The organism is Stenotrophomonas sp. 62841_Sma (assembly GCF_056482945.1).
In genome coordinates this window covers 1,769,526-1,790,362 of record NZ_CM151224.1, presented here as the reverse complement: position 1 = coordinate 1,790,362, position 20,837 = coordinate 1,769,526, and the positions used below count along the sequence as shown (strand labels likewise).

The window sequence follows — 20,837 nt, the reverse complement described above, 5'->3', positions numbered from 1 at the left end:
TTAGTGTAGTCGGCTGTGAATCGGGCTGATGGTGAGATGCGCCCCGTCTCGGTCAGTTGTGGCATATCGTCACGAACCCCTGGACCTGCTGCTCAAGGTGCATAGAAACCGAGGCAGTCCGATCACCAACACATGCACCGCCCCTTAACAAGCCGCCTTTTCGCCCCAAGTAAACCGCCGTAATCTGCGTCCGCTCGTGCCCCAGTTCGCGACTGATTTCCTGGCGAGCCTGTGCATCGGTGTCCCGTTGCGCGGGTGTGAGCGAACGCGCCGGTGGCCCGCCAGCGGCCGGAGCCTTCCACCCCGTCAGCACCTCATAGCGATCTTGCGCGTACCGATGCCGCAGGCCATGCATGTTGCTCAGGCCAGCCGCCTTGCACTGCCCGTCATAGGTGTGGCGCTGCTGGATATAGCTCTTGTGTGCTGGGATCAACGATCCCGCCCCCGCCAACTGATGCGCTAGGTCGAGAACCCGCCTCTGCTCGGCGGTGGTGATCGGCACGCTGCGCTCGCGTCCGCCCTTGGTCCAGCTGCCTTTAAGCGCGATATGGTCGCCCCGGTCGGCATAACCGGGCTGGAACTTGATGGACTCTTCCCGGCGCAACCCGAAGGCTTGCTGCAATTGCAGGCTCATCCGCACATGGGTATCACCAACCCTGTCCAGAGCATCACCCAGCGCCTTTGATTTGTCGGCATTGGTCACATGCTGCCGCTCAGGGATACCCAGGCAGGTGTTGTCTGCTGGAATGACTCCGGCCTTACCTACCTTCTCAGCCCACCAGCGCAGATGCGCCAGGCGGTTCTTGAGCGTCCTGTGGACAGTCCTTCGGACTGCCAGCGCTCCACCAGCGCCTCCACATGCTTGCCCTTGATCGAGCCAGTACCCATCCGCCGAAAGCCCGCCTCGCTGAGTTGCTGCGCAACCAGCGTCAATCCGCGTAGTCGGTCAGCCTGGGTCGCATGACTGCCATCCCGATTGCGTCGGCAAAGCTGCCGCAACCCGTAGGTCAGATCGTCCATACAGCCCCCATTGGTTTCGTGTCCTGCCCTGCTTTTCTGAGATTGAATCGGTAAGTGAAGTTGCCGGCTCGCCAGGGCGAGGCTCCCGAAGGACAAGGGCATGGTGCTCAGAACACCGGTTTGCCTCGAAGATGAGGCGTCCGCCTTGCTCCCTGGAGAGAGACAGGACGGAGGTACAGCGAAAGACCAAACAAGCCAGTAGCGGTGATGAAAACCTCCTTTGAGTGTGAGTGGGATAGCTGGGGCTGTCCCGAGCGTTGCGCTCGATACATGGCCAGGGAGTAGCGCGCCGTGGGCGCAAGAAGGGGATGAGGACAAGCGGAGAACAGTGGCTCTACCCCGTGGGTAGGGGCGGCATGCGGGGGAGCCTGAGCACGCCTGGGGGTGGTTCCACCCTGGGTAGGGAGACGCTTGCGGGAACCCGCGTCGTTGGGGTTGCCGATGTACGAAGCCCATCGGTCTTGGCGTAGTGCAGGGTCAGTGTATTTGGGCATCGTCACGCATGCCGCAAACAATAGGAACATGCCCATGCCCATATTTCGTGCGGGTTCCGTGGGGCCGTCACTGCCGAAGCAGTGACGGCCCCTTCGCGTCGCTGGGGGACCGTGCAAAAGGCCAAAGGCGCTGCGGCAGCATTCGCGCATAGGGGACTGGGCCAGCCGTATGCATGTCGGCTGACGCGCCCCCGCGGGGCTTGTCGGCTACCCACCCTGGGCGCGCAAGGGGGTCCCCCTTGCACACCCAGCGCGGGCAGCTCCGTTTGTGCAGCGGCTTGCCTGGGGCGAGCGTAGTGGGGGTCAATGGCGGGCGCGCAGGCCGCAGCGGAGCGCAGCCGAAGGCGAGCACCGAACGGGTGAGCACCCGGCGCAGCGCACCATTGACGGCCACGCAGCGACCCCAGCCTTGCGGCGGGGTGCAGGGAGCTTTTCCCCCTGCACCCTTGCCCTTCGGCGAGAACGGAGTTCCAAGAGGCAGCGCCTCTTGGTCAAGGCCGCAGGCCGCGAAGGCTGGCCCGGCGCTAGGCGGGACTCGGCTTCCATTGGCCGCTCTGCATCAGCTCGGCCGCCAGATCACCCACTTTCACCGGCATGTGCAACATCGAGCGGATTGACTCCAGGTGCGAGCGCACAACCTCCGGCGCTGCGGGCCTGAACGCCGGCACCACGCTTTGCGGTGCATCCGGCAAGACCTTGGCCTCTGGGCTGGCGACGTGCTGCGCGACCTGCTGCACTTGCTCGACCAGCCTCTTGCCAGCCCAGAGCCGGAACTCACCCTGGCCTACACGACGAATGAGCGCAAACAGGTAGGCCACCACGTTGCGCACGCCGCCGCCCCGATGACGCGCCTCCAGCTCTTGCAAGACTTCCTGGCACACCTGCCGGGGCAAGCGGCGCAAAGCGGTTTGCATGTCCCTGCGTTGATCCGCTGCGGCGCGTTCGAGGCACGGCGGCAACGGCAAGGGAGCCGCAGGCTCACACACGCGCGCGCACGCGGTACGTACATATTTTTTTATACTTAGTTTCTTTATACGTATACGTAGAGGAGTGCCGCTGCATTGTCTGCCGCGTTTGATCGTTCTGCTGCGGAACGCTCGGCTCGCTGGCAGAATCAGTCGAAGGCGAACCATCGGGGAGCGTGGACTGCGCTTGCATTGACGGTGGGGATGACGGCGGGTCTTCATCGTCATCGTATTCCTGAGCCGCGCTAGTGGTCGCCACGGCAGTGGCTTTAAGCCCATCACGGATGTGAACGGCAACGCGATCCACCTGGTTGTTTTCGTGGCCGATGGAGTCTTGCAGAAGTTGCGGAAGACTTGCGTCGAGGTCGCATGCCTGTTGGAACGTCAGCGCGGTTTCGTGGGCGTGATACAGCTCGCTGAGGACATGTCCAGACAGCGGATCGCGGTGCTGTCCAACGAGGCTAATCCACCCGGTCAACCGCAGCACGATAAGTGCCCGCCAGGCGGTTTCGTACCCGGCACGCTGCCCCAGCGGCGTAGCTGTGAGATAGCGGCGAAGTTGCGCCAGGTTTGCCAATGCACTGCGACCATCGGCGGCATGCAACATGCGCAGAACCTGCCATGCGTTGCGCTCCAACGGTGTGAGGCGGATATCAAGCATCAACGCGGTTGGTACGGTGAATAGCGCTGCATGCGCCTGCGGGAAAGAATTGCTTTGATTGTCTGCCATGATTGATCTCCGGGGTATGGGCCACAACGGCCTGTTCCCTCGCATCTCATCGCATGGGGTGCACACACTTCATCGAACAATACGGCCTGCACTACAACCGGATTGATCGGGAAAAATTGGGGTGAAGTAGGCACCGTTCGGCAGTAGAATCGGGAGAGTTTGGCATCAACGATGCGACATTGCGCGTCATTGGCGCGCCTTGAACGGCGTTGGCAGCGAGGGACTTATCCACAGATCCCTAGAGCCGCCTGATCGCGGGTCTTCCATTGGTATCCACAGCAGCATATGGAAGGCTGGACTTCAAAGTATGTCCAAGTTTATGTCCAAGCGTCTAAAGAACCTAAAAATAAATGCTTTAGAATCAAGTGGTTAGACGGCTTTCTCCAGTTTCTGCATCGTCACCACCTCAGGTCCATTGAAGCGCCGAGCATACCCGAAGGCCGTGACCGCCCCCACAGTGCCATCGTTCCTGCGCTGCCACGTCATGCCGATGTCATTGGCGCTGCCGACACTCCGGGGTTTCCTCCCTCTGAAGGTCCGGTTTCGATGCGAATGATTGCGCGTTTTCCCCGTGTCTCGCTGCTGGCCCTGCTGATCGCCCCCGCCCTGGACGCCCTCGCAGAAGCACCGCAGGGCGATACGGGCGAAGCGCGCAGCAGCGATGCGCGTACCCTCGACCAGGTACAGGTGATTGGTCAGGCCACCAGCTACGCGAAGACTTCGGTGCGCGCGGAAACACTGAACCGGCAGACGGTGATGAGCAGCGTCAACGACGCGCTCAACGAAGTGCCCGGCGTGGTGGTCAGCGAGGCCGATGCCACCGGTTCGTCGGTGTGGGGCACGCAGATCAGCATGCGCGGCTTCGTCACCAACCGTGACACCCAGCAGATCGGGACCACCATCGACGGCCTGCCCAATGGCGGCTCGGGCTACGGTGGCGGTTCGCTGGCCAACCGCTACATCGATACCCTGGACCTGGAAACAGTGGAAGTCAGCCAGGGCACTGCCGACATCTCCTCGCGCTCGAACGAGGCGCTGGGTGGCACGCTCAACTTCCTCACCAGCGATCCGCTGCAGGACAGCCGCCTGCGTTTCGTGGTCGGTGCCGGTGACAACGAGGCGCGCAAGTACTACGTGCGCTACGACACCGGCCTGCTCGGCGGCCATACCCGCGCCTGGGTCAGCGCTTCTTCCGCACGTGTGCACGACTGGATCGATGGCAGCGGCAAGACCAGCAACGACCACATCGCCGGCAAGTTCATCACCGAGCTGGATCGCTGGACGCTGACCGGCTACCTGTCCTACAACGATGCCGACGAGCCGGAGTACACCAGCGTCTCGCCGAAGGGCTTCGCCACCAATCCGGACCGCGACAACCTGGTCGGCACCCTCACCGGCATTCCGTACCTGGACCAGAACTACCGTTCCGGCTCGCGTGCGCTGCGCGAGAACACCTTCGGCTACCTGCGCGCGGCCTTCGACGGCGGCAACGGCTTCAAGGCCTCGGTGGCGGCTTACGGGCACCGCATGGAAGGTCGTGGCGACTGGCTGCCCCCCTACCTGGCGCAGGTCAGCGATGATGGTGCCGGTCGCCCGGAGTCAGAGTACATCGGTGGAAAGACCGTGTACGGCGGCAGTAACCGCGGCCAGATTTTCTTCGTCAATCCCGATGGCAGCGCCGCGCAGCGCCTGGCCAGCTGCACCCCACGGCTGGGCTTCACCGCCGAGTACGATCCGAACTGCTACGCGGGCAACGTGCTGGGCGCGCAGTCCTACCGCCACACCCACTACGACAACGACCGCATGGGCGTGACCGCCGACGTCGAATGGCGGCAGACCTTCGGTGCCGTCGACAACACGATCCGCGGCGGCCTGTGGGTGGAAAAGCTGGACCGCTCGGCGCGCCGCGACTGGCATCGCCTGCTCAACGTCGGCCAGGACATCGCCTTCGACCATCAGCCGTACTGGGTGCAGTTCGAGGACAAGTACAAGGTTGACGAGCAGATGTACTACGTCGAGGACGTGGCCCGCTTCGGGCCGTTCAGCGCACGCCTGGGCGTGAAGCAGTTCTTCGTCGACCAGTCGCGCCGCCGCGTGATCGGTGCCAGCGAGCACGTCAAATCCGATTCCAAGTCCGATCCGCTGCTGTCCACCGGCTTCACCTGGGCACCCGGTGTGGAAGGCATGGAGCTGTTCGCTGGCTTCTCGCAGAACTTCGCCGCCATTCCCTCCGGCGTGCTCGGCGAGACCGACCCGCAGCGCTTCCGCAACGTCGAGCCGGAGACCGCCGACAACATCGAAGTCGGCATGCGCATCAGCCGCTGGCCGCTGACCGCGTCGGTCACCCTGTACAACATCAAGTTCGACAACCGCATCGTCTATCTGCCGGCCGGTTTCGTCAGCGGCATCGACTACCTGGGCGAGACCGACGGTGTCTACGAGAACTTCGGTGGCGTGGAAAGCAACGGCCTGGAGGCGGCGTTCGGCTACGGCTGGGACAATGGCTGGCGCCTCAACGCCGCCTATACCTACAACCGCTCCAAGTACCTGGGCAGTGGCGATGCCGCACGTGATACCCAGCTGGGCATCGTCGACGGTGCCAAGGTGATCGGCCAGCCCGAACAGACCCTGGTGCTGTCGGCCGACTGGCAGGGCGAAAACTGGAACTTCGGCCTGTCCGGTCGCTACCTCGGCACGCGCTACCTCGATGCCGCCAACGTCAACAAGCTGCCCTCGGCCACCGTGTTCAACGCCAATATCGGCTTCGACCTGCAGGGCCTGTCGCCACGCCTGAAGGGCATGGGTGCCAACCTGGTGGTGAGCAACCTCACCGACAAGGGGTATCTTGCAGGGGTGGACGGCCGCGACAACGCCTTCATCGGCGCCCCGCGCACTGTCGGCATCTCCTTCCGTGTGGACCTGTGAGTGAGCCCGTGACTGATATCGGCCGACGCCGGTTGTTGCAGGCCGGCGTTGCCGCCGGCCTTTCCCCGCTGCTGCCCAGCATCGCCCGGGCCGCAGCGATCGCCCCCGCCGCGCAGACGCGCAGCCTCGAAGACCTGCAGCACATCGTGGTGTTCATGCAGGAAAACCGCTCGTTCGACCACTACTTCGGCACGCTGCCGGGCGTACGTGGCTTCGGCGACCGCTTCGTGGCCCCGGCCGCTGCGCTGCAGGCCGGCGGCCGCACGCGCAGCCTGTGGCTGCAACCCGATGCCAGCGGCACGCGCGCGATCGCACCGTTCCCGCTGGATACCGCCGCGCACTTCGGCTACATGCGGGTGGAGGGCACACCACACACCTGGCCGGACGCACAGCGCGCCTGGGACCACGGCCGCATGGGGCAATGGCCGAAGGCCAAGCAGAACCACTCGATGGGCTACTTCCAGCGCAGCGACCTGCCCTTCCAGTTCGCACTGGCCGATGCCTTCACCATCTGCGACGCCTACCACTGCGCGATGCAGGCCGGAACTAACCCGAACCGGGTGTTCCTGTGGACCGGTCACAATGATGCACACGCGCGTGCTGGCGGCCCGGTGATCGCCAACTCGCACGACAACTTCCCCGAGCACGGCGGGCATCCGGCGTCGTATCGCTGGACCAGCTATGTCGAACGCCTGCAGAAGGCGGGCGTCTCCTGGCAGATCTACCAGGACATGGCCGACAACTTCACCGATAACCCGCTGGCCGGCTTCGAGGCTTTCCGCCAGGCCTACCGCGCTGCGCCGGGGCATGACCCGCAGCTGCGAGCACGCGGGGTCAGCACGCGTGGCCTGGCGCAGCTGCGCCAGGACGTGGTCGATGGGCGTCTGCCGCAGGTCAGCTTCATCATCGCCGACGCGGCCGGCAGCGAGCATCCCGGCCCCTCCAGCCCGGCCCAGGGCGCGGCCTATACCGCACGCGTGCTGGATGCACTGACCGCCGATCCGGAGGTGTGGAGCCGCACCGCCCTGCTGCTGATGTTCGACGAGAACGACGGCTTCTTCGACCACATGCCGCCACCGGCACCGCCTTCACCGATAGACGGTGGCTGGGCGGGTACGTCTTCGGTCAGTACCGAAGGCGAGTACCACCGCCATCCGGCACCGGGCGACGAGAAGTACGACGACGCCGAGCTGCGCGGCCGCCCCTATGGGCTGGGTCCGCGCGTGCCGCTGTGCGTGATCTCGCCCTGGAGCCGCGGTGGCTGGGTCGATTCGCAGGTGTACGACCACACCTCGGTCATACGGCTGATCGAACGCCGCTTCGGCGTGGCCGCACCGGATATCTCACCCTGGCGCCGTGCGGTCTGCGGAGACCTGAGCAACGCCTTCGACTTCGCCCAGCGCGATACCCGTCCGTTCATACGCGGCCTGCCCGACGTGAGCGCGGCGGCCGCACGTGCCGCCGCCCTGCCGGGACGCACCGTGCCGGCGTTGCCGGAGGGGCTGGAGCCGGCGCAACAGGAACGTGGCGTACGCCCGGCGCGTGCCCTGCCCTACCGGCCGCAGGCATCGATTGCTGCGATCGACACATCGGGCCTGGACCTGGCGTTGTCCTGCGAAGGTGCGGCAGCGGTCCTGCATGTCTACGATCGGCTGCGGCTGGGTGCGGTGCCACGCCGCTATACACTGGTACCGGGCACGCCACTGCGGGAGCGCTGGCCACTGGATGTGCACGGTCGCTACGACCTTTGGCTGCTGGGCCCGAATGGCTTCCACCGTCACTTCCTGGGCGCTGCCAAAGGACCCGTTGTGCAGGCGTCGGTCGAGCGCGCCGACGGCCAGCTGCGGCTGCACCTGCGCAATCTCAGCGATGCCGCACAGCAGCTGCGCGTGCATGCCGGCGCCTATGCCGGGCACATGCCGGAACAGACGCTGGCGCTGCCGGCGCATGCGGAGACCGCATTGGCGTGGGATGCAGCGCCTACCGCGGGCTGGTACGACCTGCAGGTCGGCGCGGGTGAGAGCATGCTGCGTCTGGCCGGGCGTGCCGAGGATGGTCGCCCTGGCACCAGCGACCCCGCGATGGGCAGCGAACCATTGCGGTTCGAGCACGATTGAACCGTCGCGCTGTTGTAGAGTCGAGCCATGCTCGACTGCTTTTCGATCATTTACCGGAAAAAGCAGTCGAGCATGGCTCGACTCTACAGTGGTGCTGGCTGATCAGGCCTCCTGCAACCCCGGGCGCCCGTGCTCGACCGCGTAGCGCTTCCAGCTCTGCAGCGCGCCATTCGGCTGCATCACGGTATCCAGCGTCTTCATGTCGCCGATCCAGGCATCACGGGTGACATCGCACAGCACATAGCCACGCTTGTCGGTGGTCGCCTTCAGATAAGGGCTGTGCGCGAGCTGATTCCTTGCGTACGCATCCACGCCCTGGCCGTCGGAGCCGGACGTGATCGAAGTGGCGAGGAACTCACTTGAGACCACGCCCGAATCACGATGGTCCTGCACCAGGTCGCTGGCGTAATGCCGGTGCGCGTCGCCACACGCCGTCACCACGTTGCCGAAGCCCACCTTCTGGATGTGGTCGAGCAGGCGCCGGCGGCTGTCCAGATAGCCCGACCATTGGTCGTCGGACGACTGCACCATCCCGTCCTTCTCGCGCATGTAGTTGCCCAGTGCCACCTGGTGGGCGATGGTGTGCCAGCGCGGCGCGGCATCGGCCAGGCCGTCGAACAGCCAGCGCTCCTGCTTCGCACCCACAATGCTGCGCTCCGGCGATTCCACCTCCCCGCGCAGCGCCATGTTCACCTGCTTGCTGCGGTACTGGCGGGTGTCGAGCAGGTGCAGGTCCATCAGCGTGCCATAGCGGGCACGCCGATACATCTGCATGTGGCCGTTGCGCGGGAATGCCGATCTGCGCAGTGGCATGTTCTCGTAGTAGGCCTGGAACGCCTGTGCGCGGCGCAGCAGGAACACTTCGCTGGGCGTATCGTCCTGGTCTTCGGCGCTGGCCCAGTTGTTGTCCACTTCGTGGTCATCGAAGGTGACGAACCACGGCGCCGACGCATGCGCGGCCTGCAGGTCGGCATCGCTCTTGTACTGGGCGTAGCGGCGACGGTAGTCGTCCAGCGTGTAGGTCTGCGGCCCGACATGATTGCGCAGGTTGGTGAACGGCTGGCCGTTCATTTTCCGCAGACCCGGCTGGCTTTCGCCTTCGTAGATGTAATCACCGTAGTGGAAGACGAAATCCAGCGGTTCCTCGGCAATGCGCCGCCACGCGGTGTAGTGGCCTTCTTCGTAGTGCTGGCAACCGGCCACCGCAAAACGCACGCGATCCACTGCGGCCGTGGCTGCGGGCAGCGTGCGGGTGCAACCGACCGCACTGGCGTGGCCGCCTACGGTGAAGCGGTACCAGTATGGCCGTGCGGGCGCCAACCCACCCAGCTCCACGTGCACAGCGTGGCCGAGTTCGGGATGCGCCATCGCCGAACCCTGGCGTACCACCTTGCGCATGCCCTCGTCCGCCGCCAGCTGCCATTCGACCACCATCGGCCGGGTCGGCATGCCACCGCCGAACACCAGCGGCTCGGTCGCCAGCCGTGTCCACAGCACCATGCCATCGGCCGAAGGATCACCCGAGGCCACGCCCAGGGTGAACGGCGTGCTGGCGAACCGCGGCGACGCCAGCAGGTTGCGCGGGTTCAGCGCGGCGGCATCGGTCTGTGCGGACAGCGCGTGCGCCGTGCCCATCCACGCGCCGGCAGCAGACAGGCCGGCCAGGGCCAGGAATCGCCTGCGATTGATCGTATCCACGGCTGCGCCCTCAGTTGTAGATGATGTGGAAATAGAAGAAGCGGCCGTAGTCGTCGATCTCGGTACGGAAGCGCCCGTTCGGACCAGTGCTGTAGGTCGGCTGGGTGTTGAACAGGTTCTTGGCCTCGTACTTCAGCGTCACGTGCCTGCTGACCTTGTGGCTGAAGGCCATGTTGAAGGTCATGTACGGGTCGTAGTACGAATCCAGCCACTGGGTATCGCCGAAGTCGACCAGCATCCGGCTGCGGTAGGTTCCGGACAGGCGCAGCTGCGCGCTCTTCCACGGCATGCGCCAGATCACCGACCCATTGAGCGACCAGTCCGGCTGGTACAGCAGGCGGTCCAGGCGGCGTTCGGTGCCATCACTGATGCGGTAGTTGGTCTGGCCTTCCAGCCGCGTGGCGTTGAAGTACATGTCGAAGCGCTGGCGGCCCCACTGCAGGTTGCGATTGGCGACCGCGAACTCGACGCCGCGCAGCCTGGACTCATCGGTGTTCATCGGCTGGGTGACCCGGTAGCGCGTGTCACCCACGTTCTCGAAGGTGGTCAGGGTGTAGATGTCGTCCTTGATCACCTTGTCGAACAGCGCAATCGAGACCAGGCCGTTATTGCCATTGAAGTACAGGTCCCACGCCAGGTCGATGTTGGTGGAACGGCGCGGCTGCAGGTTGGCGTTGCCCTGCTTGATGGTGCAGAAGCCCCTGCCCTCCTCGTCATCACCACAGCTGGTGCTGGTGGCCTGGGCGATGTTGCTGGGTGTCGGCCGGCCCAGCGTTCGGCTGGCGGAGAAGCGCAGGCGCTGGTCCTCGCTCAGCTTGAACGTCGCATTCAATGAAGGCAGCAGGTTGTTGTAGCCACCGCTCGTATTGCGGAAGGCAGAGGTATACGTAGTGCCGCCATCATCGCTGAATGGGCTGTAGGCATCGAAGCGGGTGTGGTCGTAGCGCAGGCCGCCGATCAGCAGCAGTCGGTCCCAGGCGTAGTGTGCGGACACGTAGGCATTGGTGATGTCCTCCACGTACTTGTAGTCGCTGGTGAAGTTGGCATTTGGATACGCCGCATTGTTGTTGCCCAGTTTCGGCAGCAGTTCCTCGTTCCACTTGCGGTTGTCGATCAGCGGGAAGCCCGGCACGCTGCCCAGCAGGGTCGAACCCGGATACAGGTAATCGTTGAGCGTGGCACTGTTCTTGAAGTAGTCGAAGTCGATGTCCTGCCAGATCTTCAGATGGCGGTATTCGGCGCCGGCGGCCAGGCCGAAGCCACGCGCATCGGCGTCGATGTTGTAGCTGAAGTCGGCACGCAGGTTGTCGATGCTCTCCTTGGCGTCGCGCGGCGAGACATAGGCCTGTGCCGGGTTCAGCTTGAACGCCGAGCTGGTCAGCAGGCTGGAATCGGAAACCGCCACTGCGTTCGGGAAGCCGTGGCTGTCGTTCTCGTAGTCGACGAACAGATTGCTTGGGTAGGCGCGCACACCCCAGTAGACCTGGTTGTTGTGGAAGGTCTCTTCGGTGTGGCCACCGCGCAGGGTCAGCCGCGAGCGATCACCGATATCCCAGTTGAAGCTGGCGATGGCGCCACGGTTGCTGCGGTCCCAGCGGTCGTGGCGGTTCTTGATGTAGATGCTGTTGATCTGGGTGGTGCCACTGTCTTCGGTCTGGTTGCGGATCGGAAACTTGGCGTTGCCGTACAGATCGGTCTTGTTCATCGTCGAGTTCTCGTAGAACCGGTACGAGTACAGCAGCAACGATGCGTAGAAAGGATCGTCCGATGGCTTCCATTCCAGCTTGGCCGAGCCACCGAAGTTGGTGATGAAGTTGGTGTAGGTGCCGGTGCTGAAGTTGCCCGGCGCACGCAGTCCGTTCCAGCCCTTGGCCTCGTCCGGCCCGGTGGTGCCGTCGGTGAGGTACTTGCCGGCGTCGTTGTAGTAGTAGTTCGACTCCACCCAGCGCTTGACGCTGTTGCGCGAACGCTGCTCATAGCGCGCTACCGCAACAAGGCCGAATTCCTGGTCGGCACCGAACTGGTTGGAGAACACCATCTTGGCGCTCTTGCCGAAATGCCCCAGGGTCTCGTGGTTGCCACCGGCACTGCGCTCGACATTGGTCTCCGCCGTGGAATAGATGCCGGCCACATCGGCGAACACGTACTTGCCGGACCGGTCGAAGGCACTGCGGCTGATGATGTCGATCACGCCGCCGATCGCATCCGGCGCCTGCTCCGCGCTGAAGCTCTTGTAGATGTCGGTGCGGGTGCCGATGTCGCTGGGAATCAGCTGCAGGTTGTTCATGCGCTCACCCGAGCCACTGCCACCCACGCTGGCAATCGCGATGCCATCGATGGTGGTGTAGTTGAGGTTGGCCTGCACGCCACGCACCGTCACGTAACGGGGCTCACCAGCATCCTCCACGGCACTCAGGCCCGGCGCGGCCATCAGGCTCTCGGCCAGGGTCTCGTCGCCGTAGCTGTCCATCTCGTCGTAGACCACCGAATCCTTGATCACCGGCGAGGTCTTCTTCTGGTCGATCACCTCATGCGCAGCAATCACCTTCACCGTGCCCAGGGTCGGCGCCACCACCGCTTCGGCCTCGCGCGGCTTCGGCGCGGCCGGCTTCGGTTCGTTGTGTGCCGGCGCAGGATCAATGGCGATGACGTTGCCATCCACCACGGTGTAGCCCAGGCCGGTCCCTGCCAGCAGCGCGTCCAGCGCCTGCTTGACGGTGGCACCGCGCGGCACCGCACCGGCCATGTGCACTTCACCACTGCCCGAATACAGGAACTGCACGCCGGAACTGCGCGACAACTGCTCCAGCGCGCGCGCCAGCGGCTGCGCCGCGATCGGCGCCGAAACGCGGGCCTCGAGGCCATCGGCAGTGGCCGCAGCCGCCAGCGGCACGCTGCAGGGAGACAGCGCGAGGATGATCGACAGGTAAAGCGTGTTGCGCATCACGGGTCCTTGGAAGAGAGAAAGCAGCAGGTGCCGCTGCGTGACTCGGCAGCGGCTTCTCCCAAGTAAGAGCCCGCATCCACCGAAGTGGAGAACGCGGATTTGATGAATTTTTTCTGACAACCCACGGCCATGTCGACCTCAGCGACTGCCAACCCGCACGGTGTCGCCTTCGCGCCGCACCACGAAGCGCGGGTCGCGCTCGAGGAAGGCCTGCAGCGCACCGATGCGATGCGCGTCCAGGCTGCCGGACAACCGCGCCGACGCCGCACCTTCATCCAGCACCCGCACCTGCACCTGGTTGTGGCGGTTGAAGGCGGCGGCCACCTCATCCAGCCGCTCGTCCAGGAAAGAGACCTTGCGTTGCTGCCAGTCCAGCAGCATCGACAACGGCACATCCAACGACTCGACCGCATGGCTGCGCGCGTCGACCTGCACCACCTGACCTTTACCCAGTTGTGCAAGACGCCGCGCATCCGCACCGTGGCTCCACACTTCCACCTCGCCGGAAACCACACCGATGCGGGTGCCCTGCAGCCGTCGCGACACGTCGAACACCGTGCCGATATCGCGGATCTGCAATCCGTTCACCTGCACCTCGAACGGCCGTCGGTCCTGGGCGATGTCGAACGTGGCCTCGCCCTGCAGCAGCTCCACCCTGCGGCTGAACCCGCCCATGCGCACCCGCAGGCGGCTGTCCGCGTTGAGCCGCACCTGGGTCTGGTCGGGCAGCACCAGGTCGCGAATTTCTCCATGTCCGGCGCTGTAAAGCTGCTCGGTAGGCATCAGCTGCGGAACCAGGCCCACGCCGAGCAGGGCGATACAGGCTGCGGCAGCCGCCACCCACCAACGCGTGCGACGGCTGTGCGGCGCACTGCGCAGCGGGGCCTGTGCGTGTCCGAACAGCGGCACGACCTTGGCAGCGGCCTGCTGTGGCGGCACCGAGGCCTCTTCAGCCAATGCCGATTGCAGCGCCTCACCAACCTGCCGGTGCAGTGCGAGCGCGTGCATATAGGCGCGCACATGCTCCGGCGAGCGCTTCATCCAGTCCAGCAACGCAACCCGCTCGGCTTCGCCCAGCACGCCCTCGCGATTGCGCTGGAACCAGTCCATGGCCTCGCTGGCGATCACGTCGTCGGCCGCACCCGATGGATTCCGTTTCATGTGAGCTCCCTGGCGCCCAGCGCCTTCCTGCAGGCGTCCAGCCCCTTGCCGATATGCTTGCGCACCATGTGCACCGACACCTGCAGCTGCTGGCTGATTGCCGGGCAGTCCAGCCCGTCGCGGTAGTGCAGCTCCATCACCCGCCGCGTGGTCGCCGGCAGCCGAGCGATGGTGCTGCGGATATCGTTCCAGCGCTGCGCGCGCTCGAACTCGCCTTCGATGTCTTCTTCGCTTTTCAGCACTTCCGCCAGTAGATCAACGTCTTCCAGCGGCGGCAGCGACGAGCGCGCGCGCGCGTGCTCGCGCGCCAGGTTGGCCGCGACGGTGAACAGGTAGGCTTCCGGGTTCTCGACCGCGTCGGCATGCTCACCGGTGCTGCGCAGCAGCCGCAGGTAAACCTCCTGCGCCAGATCTTCGGCATCTTCGCTGGCAGAACCCCGGCGCAGGAAGAAGCCGCGCAGCAGCCGCCGCCGCAGCGCATAACTCTTCTCCCAGATCCTCACGCTGTTCACGGCCGGCCAACCACCCCAAGGCTGGAAAGCCCCGCAGGGTGACGGCCATCGATGACAGTGGCGTTTCAACTGCCGGCAGGCAGCCGCTAGAATGCCGCCTCTGCAGTTTCCGGCAGCCGGCACAAGGAGTGCCCCGCAATGAACGCCCGCACCGCCATCAACACCCTCAGCAGCCTGCTGTTCCTGCTGCTGGTCGCCCACACCACCGCCTACCAGCAGCAGATGTGGCCGCCCAGCCGTGTCGTCCACGTGCATCCGGTGGTCGTCGCCCTCGCCTACGCGCTGGGCCTGCTCACCCTGCTGCTGTGGATCGGAGGACGCCGCTTGCCGGAACGCTGCCAGCAGCTCTCAGGCTGGCTGCCGATCGTGGCCTGGTGCCTGCTGGGGGTTGGTGTGGCGGTCATCCCGATGTTCTTCCCGGGCCTGTCCCCGGCCTGATCAGCGGCCGCACCCGGCGCGCCCGGCCATGATACGGCGCGCCGTGCCAACCCTTGCTTGCCAGAGACCCAAGCCCTGCCCGCCTATCGAAGCCGGGGGGCCGGGCCTACGCTTGTCTTCTCGGCGGCCGCCACGGTCGCCCTTCGCGTCACGGCCCCGCCGTTGCGACCCCGCTCCAGTGCTGTGCGCCCTGCCGGTGTTGTCGCCCAGGCAGAAGTCCGACCGGCGCCCTCTGGAGACAGTCATGAACCAAGCGCTCATTCCCTTCGATACCGATCCGCTGGAAACCCGCGAGTGGCGTGAATCACTGGAAGCGGTGATGCAGGCCGGTGGCCGGCCGCGCGCGCACTACCTGATCGACCAGCTGAGCGAGCTGGACGCCCAGCAGCACGGCGACCTGCATACCCGTGCCTGGACCGCCTACGTCAACACCATCCCGCCCGAGCGCCAGCCGGCCTACCCGGGTGATCTGGCCATCGAGCGCCGCCTGAATGCGATGATCCGCTGGAATGCGATGGTGATGGTGCTGCGTGCCGGCAAGCATTCCAACGTCGGTGGCCACATCGCCACCTACCAGTCGGCGGCAGTACTGTACGACGTGGGCTTCGATCATTTCTTCCGTGGCCGTACCGACACCTTCGACGGCGACATGATCTACATCCAGGGTCATTCAGCGCCAGGCATCTACGGACGCGCCTATGTGGAAGGCCGCATCGATCCGGCGCGCATGGACAACTTCCGCCGCGAAGCGGGCCGCGAAGGCCTGTCCTCGTATCCGCACCCTCGCCTGATGCCGGAGTTCTGGCAGTTCCCCACCGTGTCGATGGGGCTGGGGCCGCTGACCGCCGCCTACCAGGCGCGCTACATGCGTTACCTCGAGTATCGCGGTCTGAAAGAACACCAGGGCCGCAAGGTCTGGGCCTTCCTCGGCGACGGCGAGATGGATCAGCCCGAATCGCTGGCGGCAATTTCCCTGGCCGGTCGCGAGCGGCTGGACAACATCGTGTTCGTGGTCAACTGCAACCTGCAGCGCCTGGACGGTCCGGTGCGCGGCAACGCCAAGGTCATCCAGGAACTGGAAGGCACCTTCCGCGCGGCCGGCTGGAACGTGATCAAGCTGATCTGGGGCAGCGGCTGGGACGACCTGCTCGCCCGCGACCACAGCGGCCTGCTGCGCCAGCGCATGATGGAATGCGTGGACGGCGACTACCAGACCTTCAAGTCGCAGAACGGTGCCTACGTGCGCGAGCATTTCTTCGGCCGCTACCCCGAGCTGCTGGAGCTGGTCGCGCACATGAGCGACGACGACATCTGGGCGCTGGCACGTGGTGGCCATGATCCGCAGAAGGTGTTCGCCGCCTACCAGCAGGCGGTGAACACCAGCGGCCGGCCGACGGTGATCCTGGCCAAGACGGTCAAGGGTTTCGGCATGGGTGAAGCCGGCGAAGGCCAGAACATCAACCACCAGCTGAAGAAGATGAGCGCCGACGCGGTGCGTGCGTTCCGCGACCGTTTCAACCTGCCGGTCAGCGATGAGCAGCTGGAGGAAATGCCGTACCTGCGTCCGGAGCCGGGCAGCGCCGAGGCGACCTACTTCGCCGAACGCCGCCGCATCCAGGGCGGGCAGCTGCCGGCGCGCCTGGCCAAGGTCGATCCGCTGCCGCTGCCGCCGCTGTCGATCTTCAACACCCAGCTGCAGGGCAGCGGCGATCGCGGCCAGTCCACCACCATGGGCTTCGTGCGCATCCTCACCAGCCTGCTGAAGGACCCGGAACTGGGCAAGCTGGTGATTCCGATCGTGCCCGATGAATCGCGCACCTTCGGCATGGAAGGCCTGTTCCGCCAGATCGGCATCCACTCCTACCTGGGCCAGCTGTATACCCCGCAGGATGCCGGCCAGCTGAGCTACTACAAGGAAGCCAAGGACGGCCAGATCCTGCAGGAAGGCATCAACGAATCCGGCGCGATCTGCTCGTGGATTGCCGCCGGCACCGCCTACAGCAACCACGGCCTGGCGACGATCCCGTTCTACATCTTCTACTCGATGTTCGGCCTGCAGCGCGTCGGTGACCTGGCCTGGGCCGCCGCCGATGCGCGCACCCGTGGATTCCTGCTGGGTGCCACCTCCGGCCGCACCACGCTGATGGGCGAAGGCCTGCAGCATGACGACGGCCACAGCCACGTGCTGTCGTCGGTCATCCCGAGCTGCGTATCCTACGACCCGACCTACAACTACGAGCTGGCGGTGATCATCCACGACGGCCTGCGCCGCATGTACGTCGAGCAGGAAGACATCTACTACTACATCACCGTACTCAACGAGAACTATCCGCAGCCGGCGCTGCCCGAGGGCGCCGAGGCCGGCATCCTGAAGGGCCTGTACCTGCTGCACCCGACGGCCGCCGACAGCGACTCGCAGCCACGCGTGCAGCTGATGGGCAGCGGTTCGATCCTGCGCGAAGTGGAAGCCGCCGCAGAACTGCTGCAGCAGGACTTCGGCATCGCCAGCGATGTGTGGAGCGCGACCAGCCTGACCGAACTGCGCCGCGATGGCCTGGCTGCCGAGCGCTGGAACCTGCTGCATCCGGCCGAGGAGCCCCGCGTGCCCTACCTGCAGCAGTGCCTGCAGGGCCATGAAGGCCCGGTGGTGGTGGCCACCGACTACATGAAGATCGTCGGCGACCAGATCCGTCCCTTCATCAACGACCGCCGCTTCACCGCGCTCGGCACCGATGGCTTCGGCCGCTCCGACACGCGTGAGTCGCTGCGCACGTTCTTCGAAGTGGACCGCCACTTCATCGTGCTGGCCGCCTTGAAGTCGCTGGCCGACGAAGGCCGCATCGAGCGCGCGCGGATGCAGGACGCCATCGACAAGTACGGCATCGACACCGGCAAGCGCGACCCGGCTGCGGTGTAAGGCTGCTGCATTCACCACGCCCGTTCTACGGGCGTGGTGCCGGCGGCAACGCTAGGGCATTCGCTTGAACAGATTGGTCTGCAGGATCGGCGTACCATCGTGGCTGTAGAACGCCTTGGTCTCGGTCATCGTCGAGCGGTCAGCCGCCACGGTATAGATACGGGTGGAGGCCGGCGTGCCGTGGTCCACCAGCTGCATCACCAGGGTGTTCGGCGCCGGCAGTTTCAGGTTGGCCTTGTCCGCGCCATAGGTGCCGGACAGGGCGCCCGGCGTACCATCCAGCGCCAGCGTGCCGTCGGATTTCATGGTCTTGCCATCGTGCAGGACGATGTCCACATGTGAACTCCAACGCCCCGCACCGGCGTCCTTGAACTCCAGCACCACCTGCTTCGGGCGCTGCGCCTCGGGCAACGCAGACGTAGCGATATCCAGCGACCAGCGCCCCAACAGCGGTGAAGGAGACGCCTCCACTGCCAGTGCCGGAACGGCGGGGAATGAAAGCGCAGACAACAACACAGCGGACAACAGCTTCATACGTTGCTCCGTTCCCGTGAAGAGGACGCTGCGTGAAGCACTGTGGGGCGCAGCATCCGGATGCTGCACAGCATCGGCGCCCCGCACAAGGCAGGGCGCTGAACGGAGGGCAACGCCGTGCCTTAATAGCCAACCTTCACAGTGAACATCACGTTTCGCGGCGCGCCGTACCAGCCCTGGTTGTAGAAGCCGATCTGCGAGTAATAGTGGCGGTCGAACAGATTGTTGATGTTGACCGCCGCAGAGACGTGGGAACTGAACTGATAGCGCGCCATCAGGTTCACCAACGCGTAGCTGGGCTGCTCCACCGGCACCCGGCGATTCCCTGGCGCGGTGGCGGTCTGGTACATGCGGTTCTGCCAGTCCACGCCACCGCCGATCGTCAGCCGGTCCCAGGCACCCGGCAGCCGCCAGGTGGTGAACAGCTTGAACAGGCTGCGCGGCTTGGCGGTGTTGATCGCCCGTCCCTGTGCATCCTGCGCGATGAAGGTGGTGAAGCTGGTACCCAGGCTCCAGCCCGGCAGCGGCTCGCCGGCCAGCTCCAGTTCCAGGCCATCCACGGTTGCGCCCTTCACCGCACGGTAGGCCGCCTGCGTGCTGCCTTCGACCAGACCACCAGTGGCCTCGGCCAGGTTGTCCTGCTGGGTGCGGAACAGCGCCGCCGACGCATTCAAGCGCTCCTGCAGCCAGCTGCCCTTGAGGCCCAGCTCATAGCTGCGGCCACTGACCGGATCGAGGATCTGCCCGGATTCGTTGCGGTTGTTCTGCGGCTTGAAGATGCCGGTGTAGCTGGCGTACACGCTGCTGTAGCCGTTGAGGTCCCAGACCACGCCGGCATACGGTACGAACTCGTTGCGGTAGCGGTACTTCCGCTTGGTGCCAAAGTAGACCTGGTCGGTCTCCCAGTTGCTCATGCGGCCACCGACGATCACGTGCAGCGGATCGGCCAGCGACAGCCGCGCCACCGCGTAGGCACCGCTCTGCTGGTTGTCCAGGTCATCGGCCTGGGTCTTGCTGCTGGCCCACATCGGCTCAGGCGTGCCCGGCCCATGCCAATCCAGATAGCTGGCCAACGGCGGCAGCGGCGCCAGTGCGCGGTACTGCCCCAGCGCGATTTCATCGCGTGAGCGCGACCAGCCGATGGACGCAGTGTGCTGGCGGCCGAACAGCTGGAACGGACCGGACAGGCTGGCACTGATCGCTTCGCGGCGCACCGGACCGTCGTAGCGGGTGAAGCTGTTGCCATTGGGCATGGCGCCGGTAACCGGATCGGGGTAGCCACCGCGATAGAGATGCTTCATTTCCATGTCGGTATGCGAGCGGCTGTAGGACACGCGCGCCTGCCAGTCGTTGCCGAAACGATGGTTGAAGTCGAAGAAGCCATTGCGGGTGTCGGTGGTCATCCGTGCCCACGGCGCGGTGGCTGATACCGAGCGGTCGAAATGGGTGCGCGTGCCATCGGCGTTGAACAGCGCGAAGCCGCTGCCGAAGCCACGGTTGTCGTTGCCCTGGTAGGAGATGCCGGCGATCAACCCGGTGTCCTCGCCCAAGTCCACGCTGACCACGCCGTAGAGCGTCTTCGCCGTACTGTCCAGGCCAGCGGTGTAGCTGTCGCCCTCTGCCTGCGCAGCAACCACGCGCCCGCGCACACGTCCTTCCCGGCTCAACGGACTGGACACATCCACCCAGGCACGGCGCGCGTCCCAGCTGCCGAGGCTGATGCCGCCGCTTGCAGCGAATTCACGCAGCGGGCGCTTGCGCACGTAGTTCACTGCCGCCGAGGGATTACCGGCACCGGTCATCAGGCCGTTGGCACCGCGCACGATCTCGATGCGGTCATACACCACCATGTCCAGGTTGTTCTCGCCGAAATTCCACGGCGACAGCACCGGCATCACCACGCCATCGAACTGGTAGTTGTCGATGTCGAAGCCGCGTGCGGAGAACGAGTAGCGGTTGGCGTCGCTGCGCGTGACCGAGATGCCAGGTGCGGTCGCCAAGGCATCGGCGGTGCTGAGCAGGCCACGGTCCTCGATCTGCTGGCGGGTGACCACGCTGACTGATTGCGGGGTCTGCCGCGAGGTCAGCGACAGTCCGGTCGCAGTGCCCATCGAGTCGGTGGTGTAGGAACGCGACGTTTCGGTGCTGCCATCGAGGTCGGCCGTGACCTGCACGGTTGGAAGCTGGGAAGGCGTTACGGACGGAGTGCGCTCGGCGGCGTGGGCAGCGTTGAACAGCGCCAGGGTCGTGCCGATGGCGCTAGCCAGGGCACACGGGCGGAAACAGGCAGGCATGGGAGATCCAGCGGGAAGGAAAGGCTGGATGAGAATTATTGTCATTTGAGCGTGAGCGTACGTATGCGCGGACGCAGCAGGCGTA

Annotated in this window: 14 protein-coding genes; 4 read left to right on the top strand and 10 right to left on the bottom strand. The window is 65.1% G+C overall.

Annotation, left to right across the window (positions count from 1 at the left end; genetic code table 11):
• Window positions 1-52: 52 nt before the first annotated feature.
• The 4 genes from ACZK5G_RS08435 to ACZK5G_RS08420 all read right to left on the bottom strand — a co-directional run bounded on the left by ACZK5G_RS08435 (window position 53) and on the right by ACZK5G_RS08420 (window position 3,209).
• A complete protein-coding gene (locus ACZK5G_RS08435) occupies window positions 53-703 on the bottom strand; it encodes an integrase domain-containing protein (RefSeq protein ID WP_478466006.1) in 651 nt (216 codons plus the stop codon).
• Window positions 704-762: 59 nt separating this feature from the next.
• Window positions 763-1,020, bottom strand: a complete 258-nt coding sequence (locus tag ACZK5G_RS08430; RefSeq protein ID WP_478466005.1) for a phage integrase N-terminal domain-containing protein — start codon at window positions 1,018-1,020, stop codon at window positions 763-765.
• A gap of 1,018 nt (window positions 1,021-2,038) precedes the next feature.
• Window positions 2,039-2,428 carry a hypothetical protein gene (locus ACZK5G_RS08425; protein ID WP_478466003.1) on the bottom strand — a complete coding sequence of 130 codons (390 nt, stop codon included), beginning with the start codon at window positions 2,426-2,428 and terminating at the stop codon, window positions 2,039-2,041.
• A 64-nt stretch (window positions 2,429-2,492) separates the two neighbouring features.
• Window positions 2,493-3,209, bottom strand: a complete 717-nt coding sequence (locus ACZK5G_RS08420; protein ID WP_478466002.1) for an STY4528 family pathogenicity island replication protein — start codon at window positions 3,207-3,209, stop codon at window positions 2,493-2,495.
• A gap of 546 nt (window positions 3,210-3,755) precedes the next feature.
• Here ACZK5G_RS08420 and ACZK5G_RS08415 point away from each other — a divergent pair.
• Window positions 3,756-6,134: a TonB-dependent receptor gene (locus ACZK5G_RS08415; RefSeq protein WP_478466000.1), complete on the top strand. Its 2,379-nt coding sequence runs from the start codon at window positions 3,756-3,758 to the stop codon at window positions 6,132-6,134.
• Between the two features lie 8 nt (window positions 6,135-6,142).
• Window positions 6,143-8,251 carry a phosphocholine-specific phospholipase C gene (locus tag ACZK5G_RS08410; RefSeq protein WP_478465999.1) on the top strand — a complete coding sequence of 703 codons (2,109 nt, stop codon included), beginning with the start codon at window positions 6,143-6,145 and terminating at the stop codon, window positions 8,249-8,251.
• 102 nt (window positions 8,252-8,353) lie between these two features.
• Here the strand turns inward: ACZK5G_RS08410 and ACZK5G_RS08405 are convergent, their stop codons facing one another.
• The 4 genes from ACZK5G_RS08405 to ACZK5G_RS08390 form a co-directional block, all read right to left on the bottom strand.
• Window positions 8,354-9,949 (bottom strand): alkaline phosphatase D family protein, encoded by a 1,596-nt coding sequence (locus ACZK5G_RS08405; protein WP_478465997.1) that lies wholly within the window; start codon window positions 9,947-9,949, stop codon window positions 8,354-8,356.
• Between the two features lie 10 nt (window positions 9,950-9,959).
• Window positions 9,960-12,893 carry a TonB-dependent receptor gene (locus ACZK5G_RS08400; RefSeq protein ID WP_478465995.1) on the bottom strand — a complete coding sequence of 978 codons (2,934 nt, stop codon included), beginning with the start codon at window positions 12,891-12,893 and terminating at the stop codon, window positions 9,960-9,962.
• Between the two features lie 141 nt (window positions 12,894-13,034).
• Entirely contained in the window at window positions 13,035-14,057 is a 1,023-nt protein-coding gene (locus ACZK5G_RS08395; protein ID WP_071229253.1) for a FecR family protein, read from the bottom strand.
• Window positions 14,054-14,569 (bottom strand): RNA polymerase sigma factor, encoded by a 516-nt coding sequence (locus ACZK5G_RS08390; RefSeq protein ID WP_478465993.1) that lies wholly within the window; start codon window positions 14,567-14,569, stop codon window positions 14,054-14,056. Before ACZK5G_RS08390 ends, ACZK5G_RS08395 begins: the two co-directional genes overlap by 4 nt.
• Before the next feature lie 138 nt (window positions 14,570-14,707).
• Between ACZK5G_RS08390 and ACZK5G_RS08385 the strand changes: the two genes are divergently transcribed.
• Complete coding sequence (locus ACZK5G_RS08385) at window positions 14,708-15,007, top strand: hypothetical protein (protein ID WP_032128423.1); 300 nt, start codon at window positions 14,708-14,710, stop codon at window positions 15,005-15,007.
• 244 nt (window positions 15,008-15,251) lie between these two features.
• Window positions 15,252-17,924 carry a pyruvate dehydrogenase (acetyl-transferring), homodimeric type gene (gene aceE, locus ACZK5G_RS08380; RefSeq protein WP_478465992.1) on the top strand — a complete coding sequence of 891 codons (2,673 nt, stop codon included), beginning with the start codon at window positions 15,252-15,254 and terminating at the stop codon, window positions 17,922-17,924.
• A gap of 51 nt (window positions 17,925-17,975) precedes the next feature.
• Here the strand turns inward: aceE and ACZK5G_RS08375 are convergent, their stop codons facing one another.
• Together ACZK5G_RS08375 and fauA are read right to left on the bottom strand one after the other, a co-directional pair.
• Window positions 17,976-18,458: a LuxR family transcriptional regulator gene (locus ACZK5G_RS08375; RefSeq protein ID WP_125895297.1), complete on the bottom strand. Its 483-nt coding sequence runs from the start codon at window positions 18,456-18,458 to the stop codon at window positions 17,976-17,978.
• Window positions 18,459-18,580: 122 nt separating this feature from the next.
• Window positions 18,581-20,752: a TonB-dependent alcaligin siderophore receptor FauA gene (fauA, locus tag ACZK5G_RS08370; RefSeq protein WP_478465990.1), complete on the bottom strand. Its 2,172-nt coding sequence runs from the start codon at window positions 20,750-20,752 to the stop codon at window positions 18,581-18,583.
• Between the last annotated feature and the right edge of the window lie 85 nt (window positions 20,753-20,837).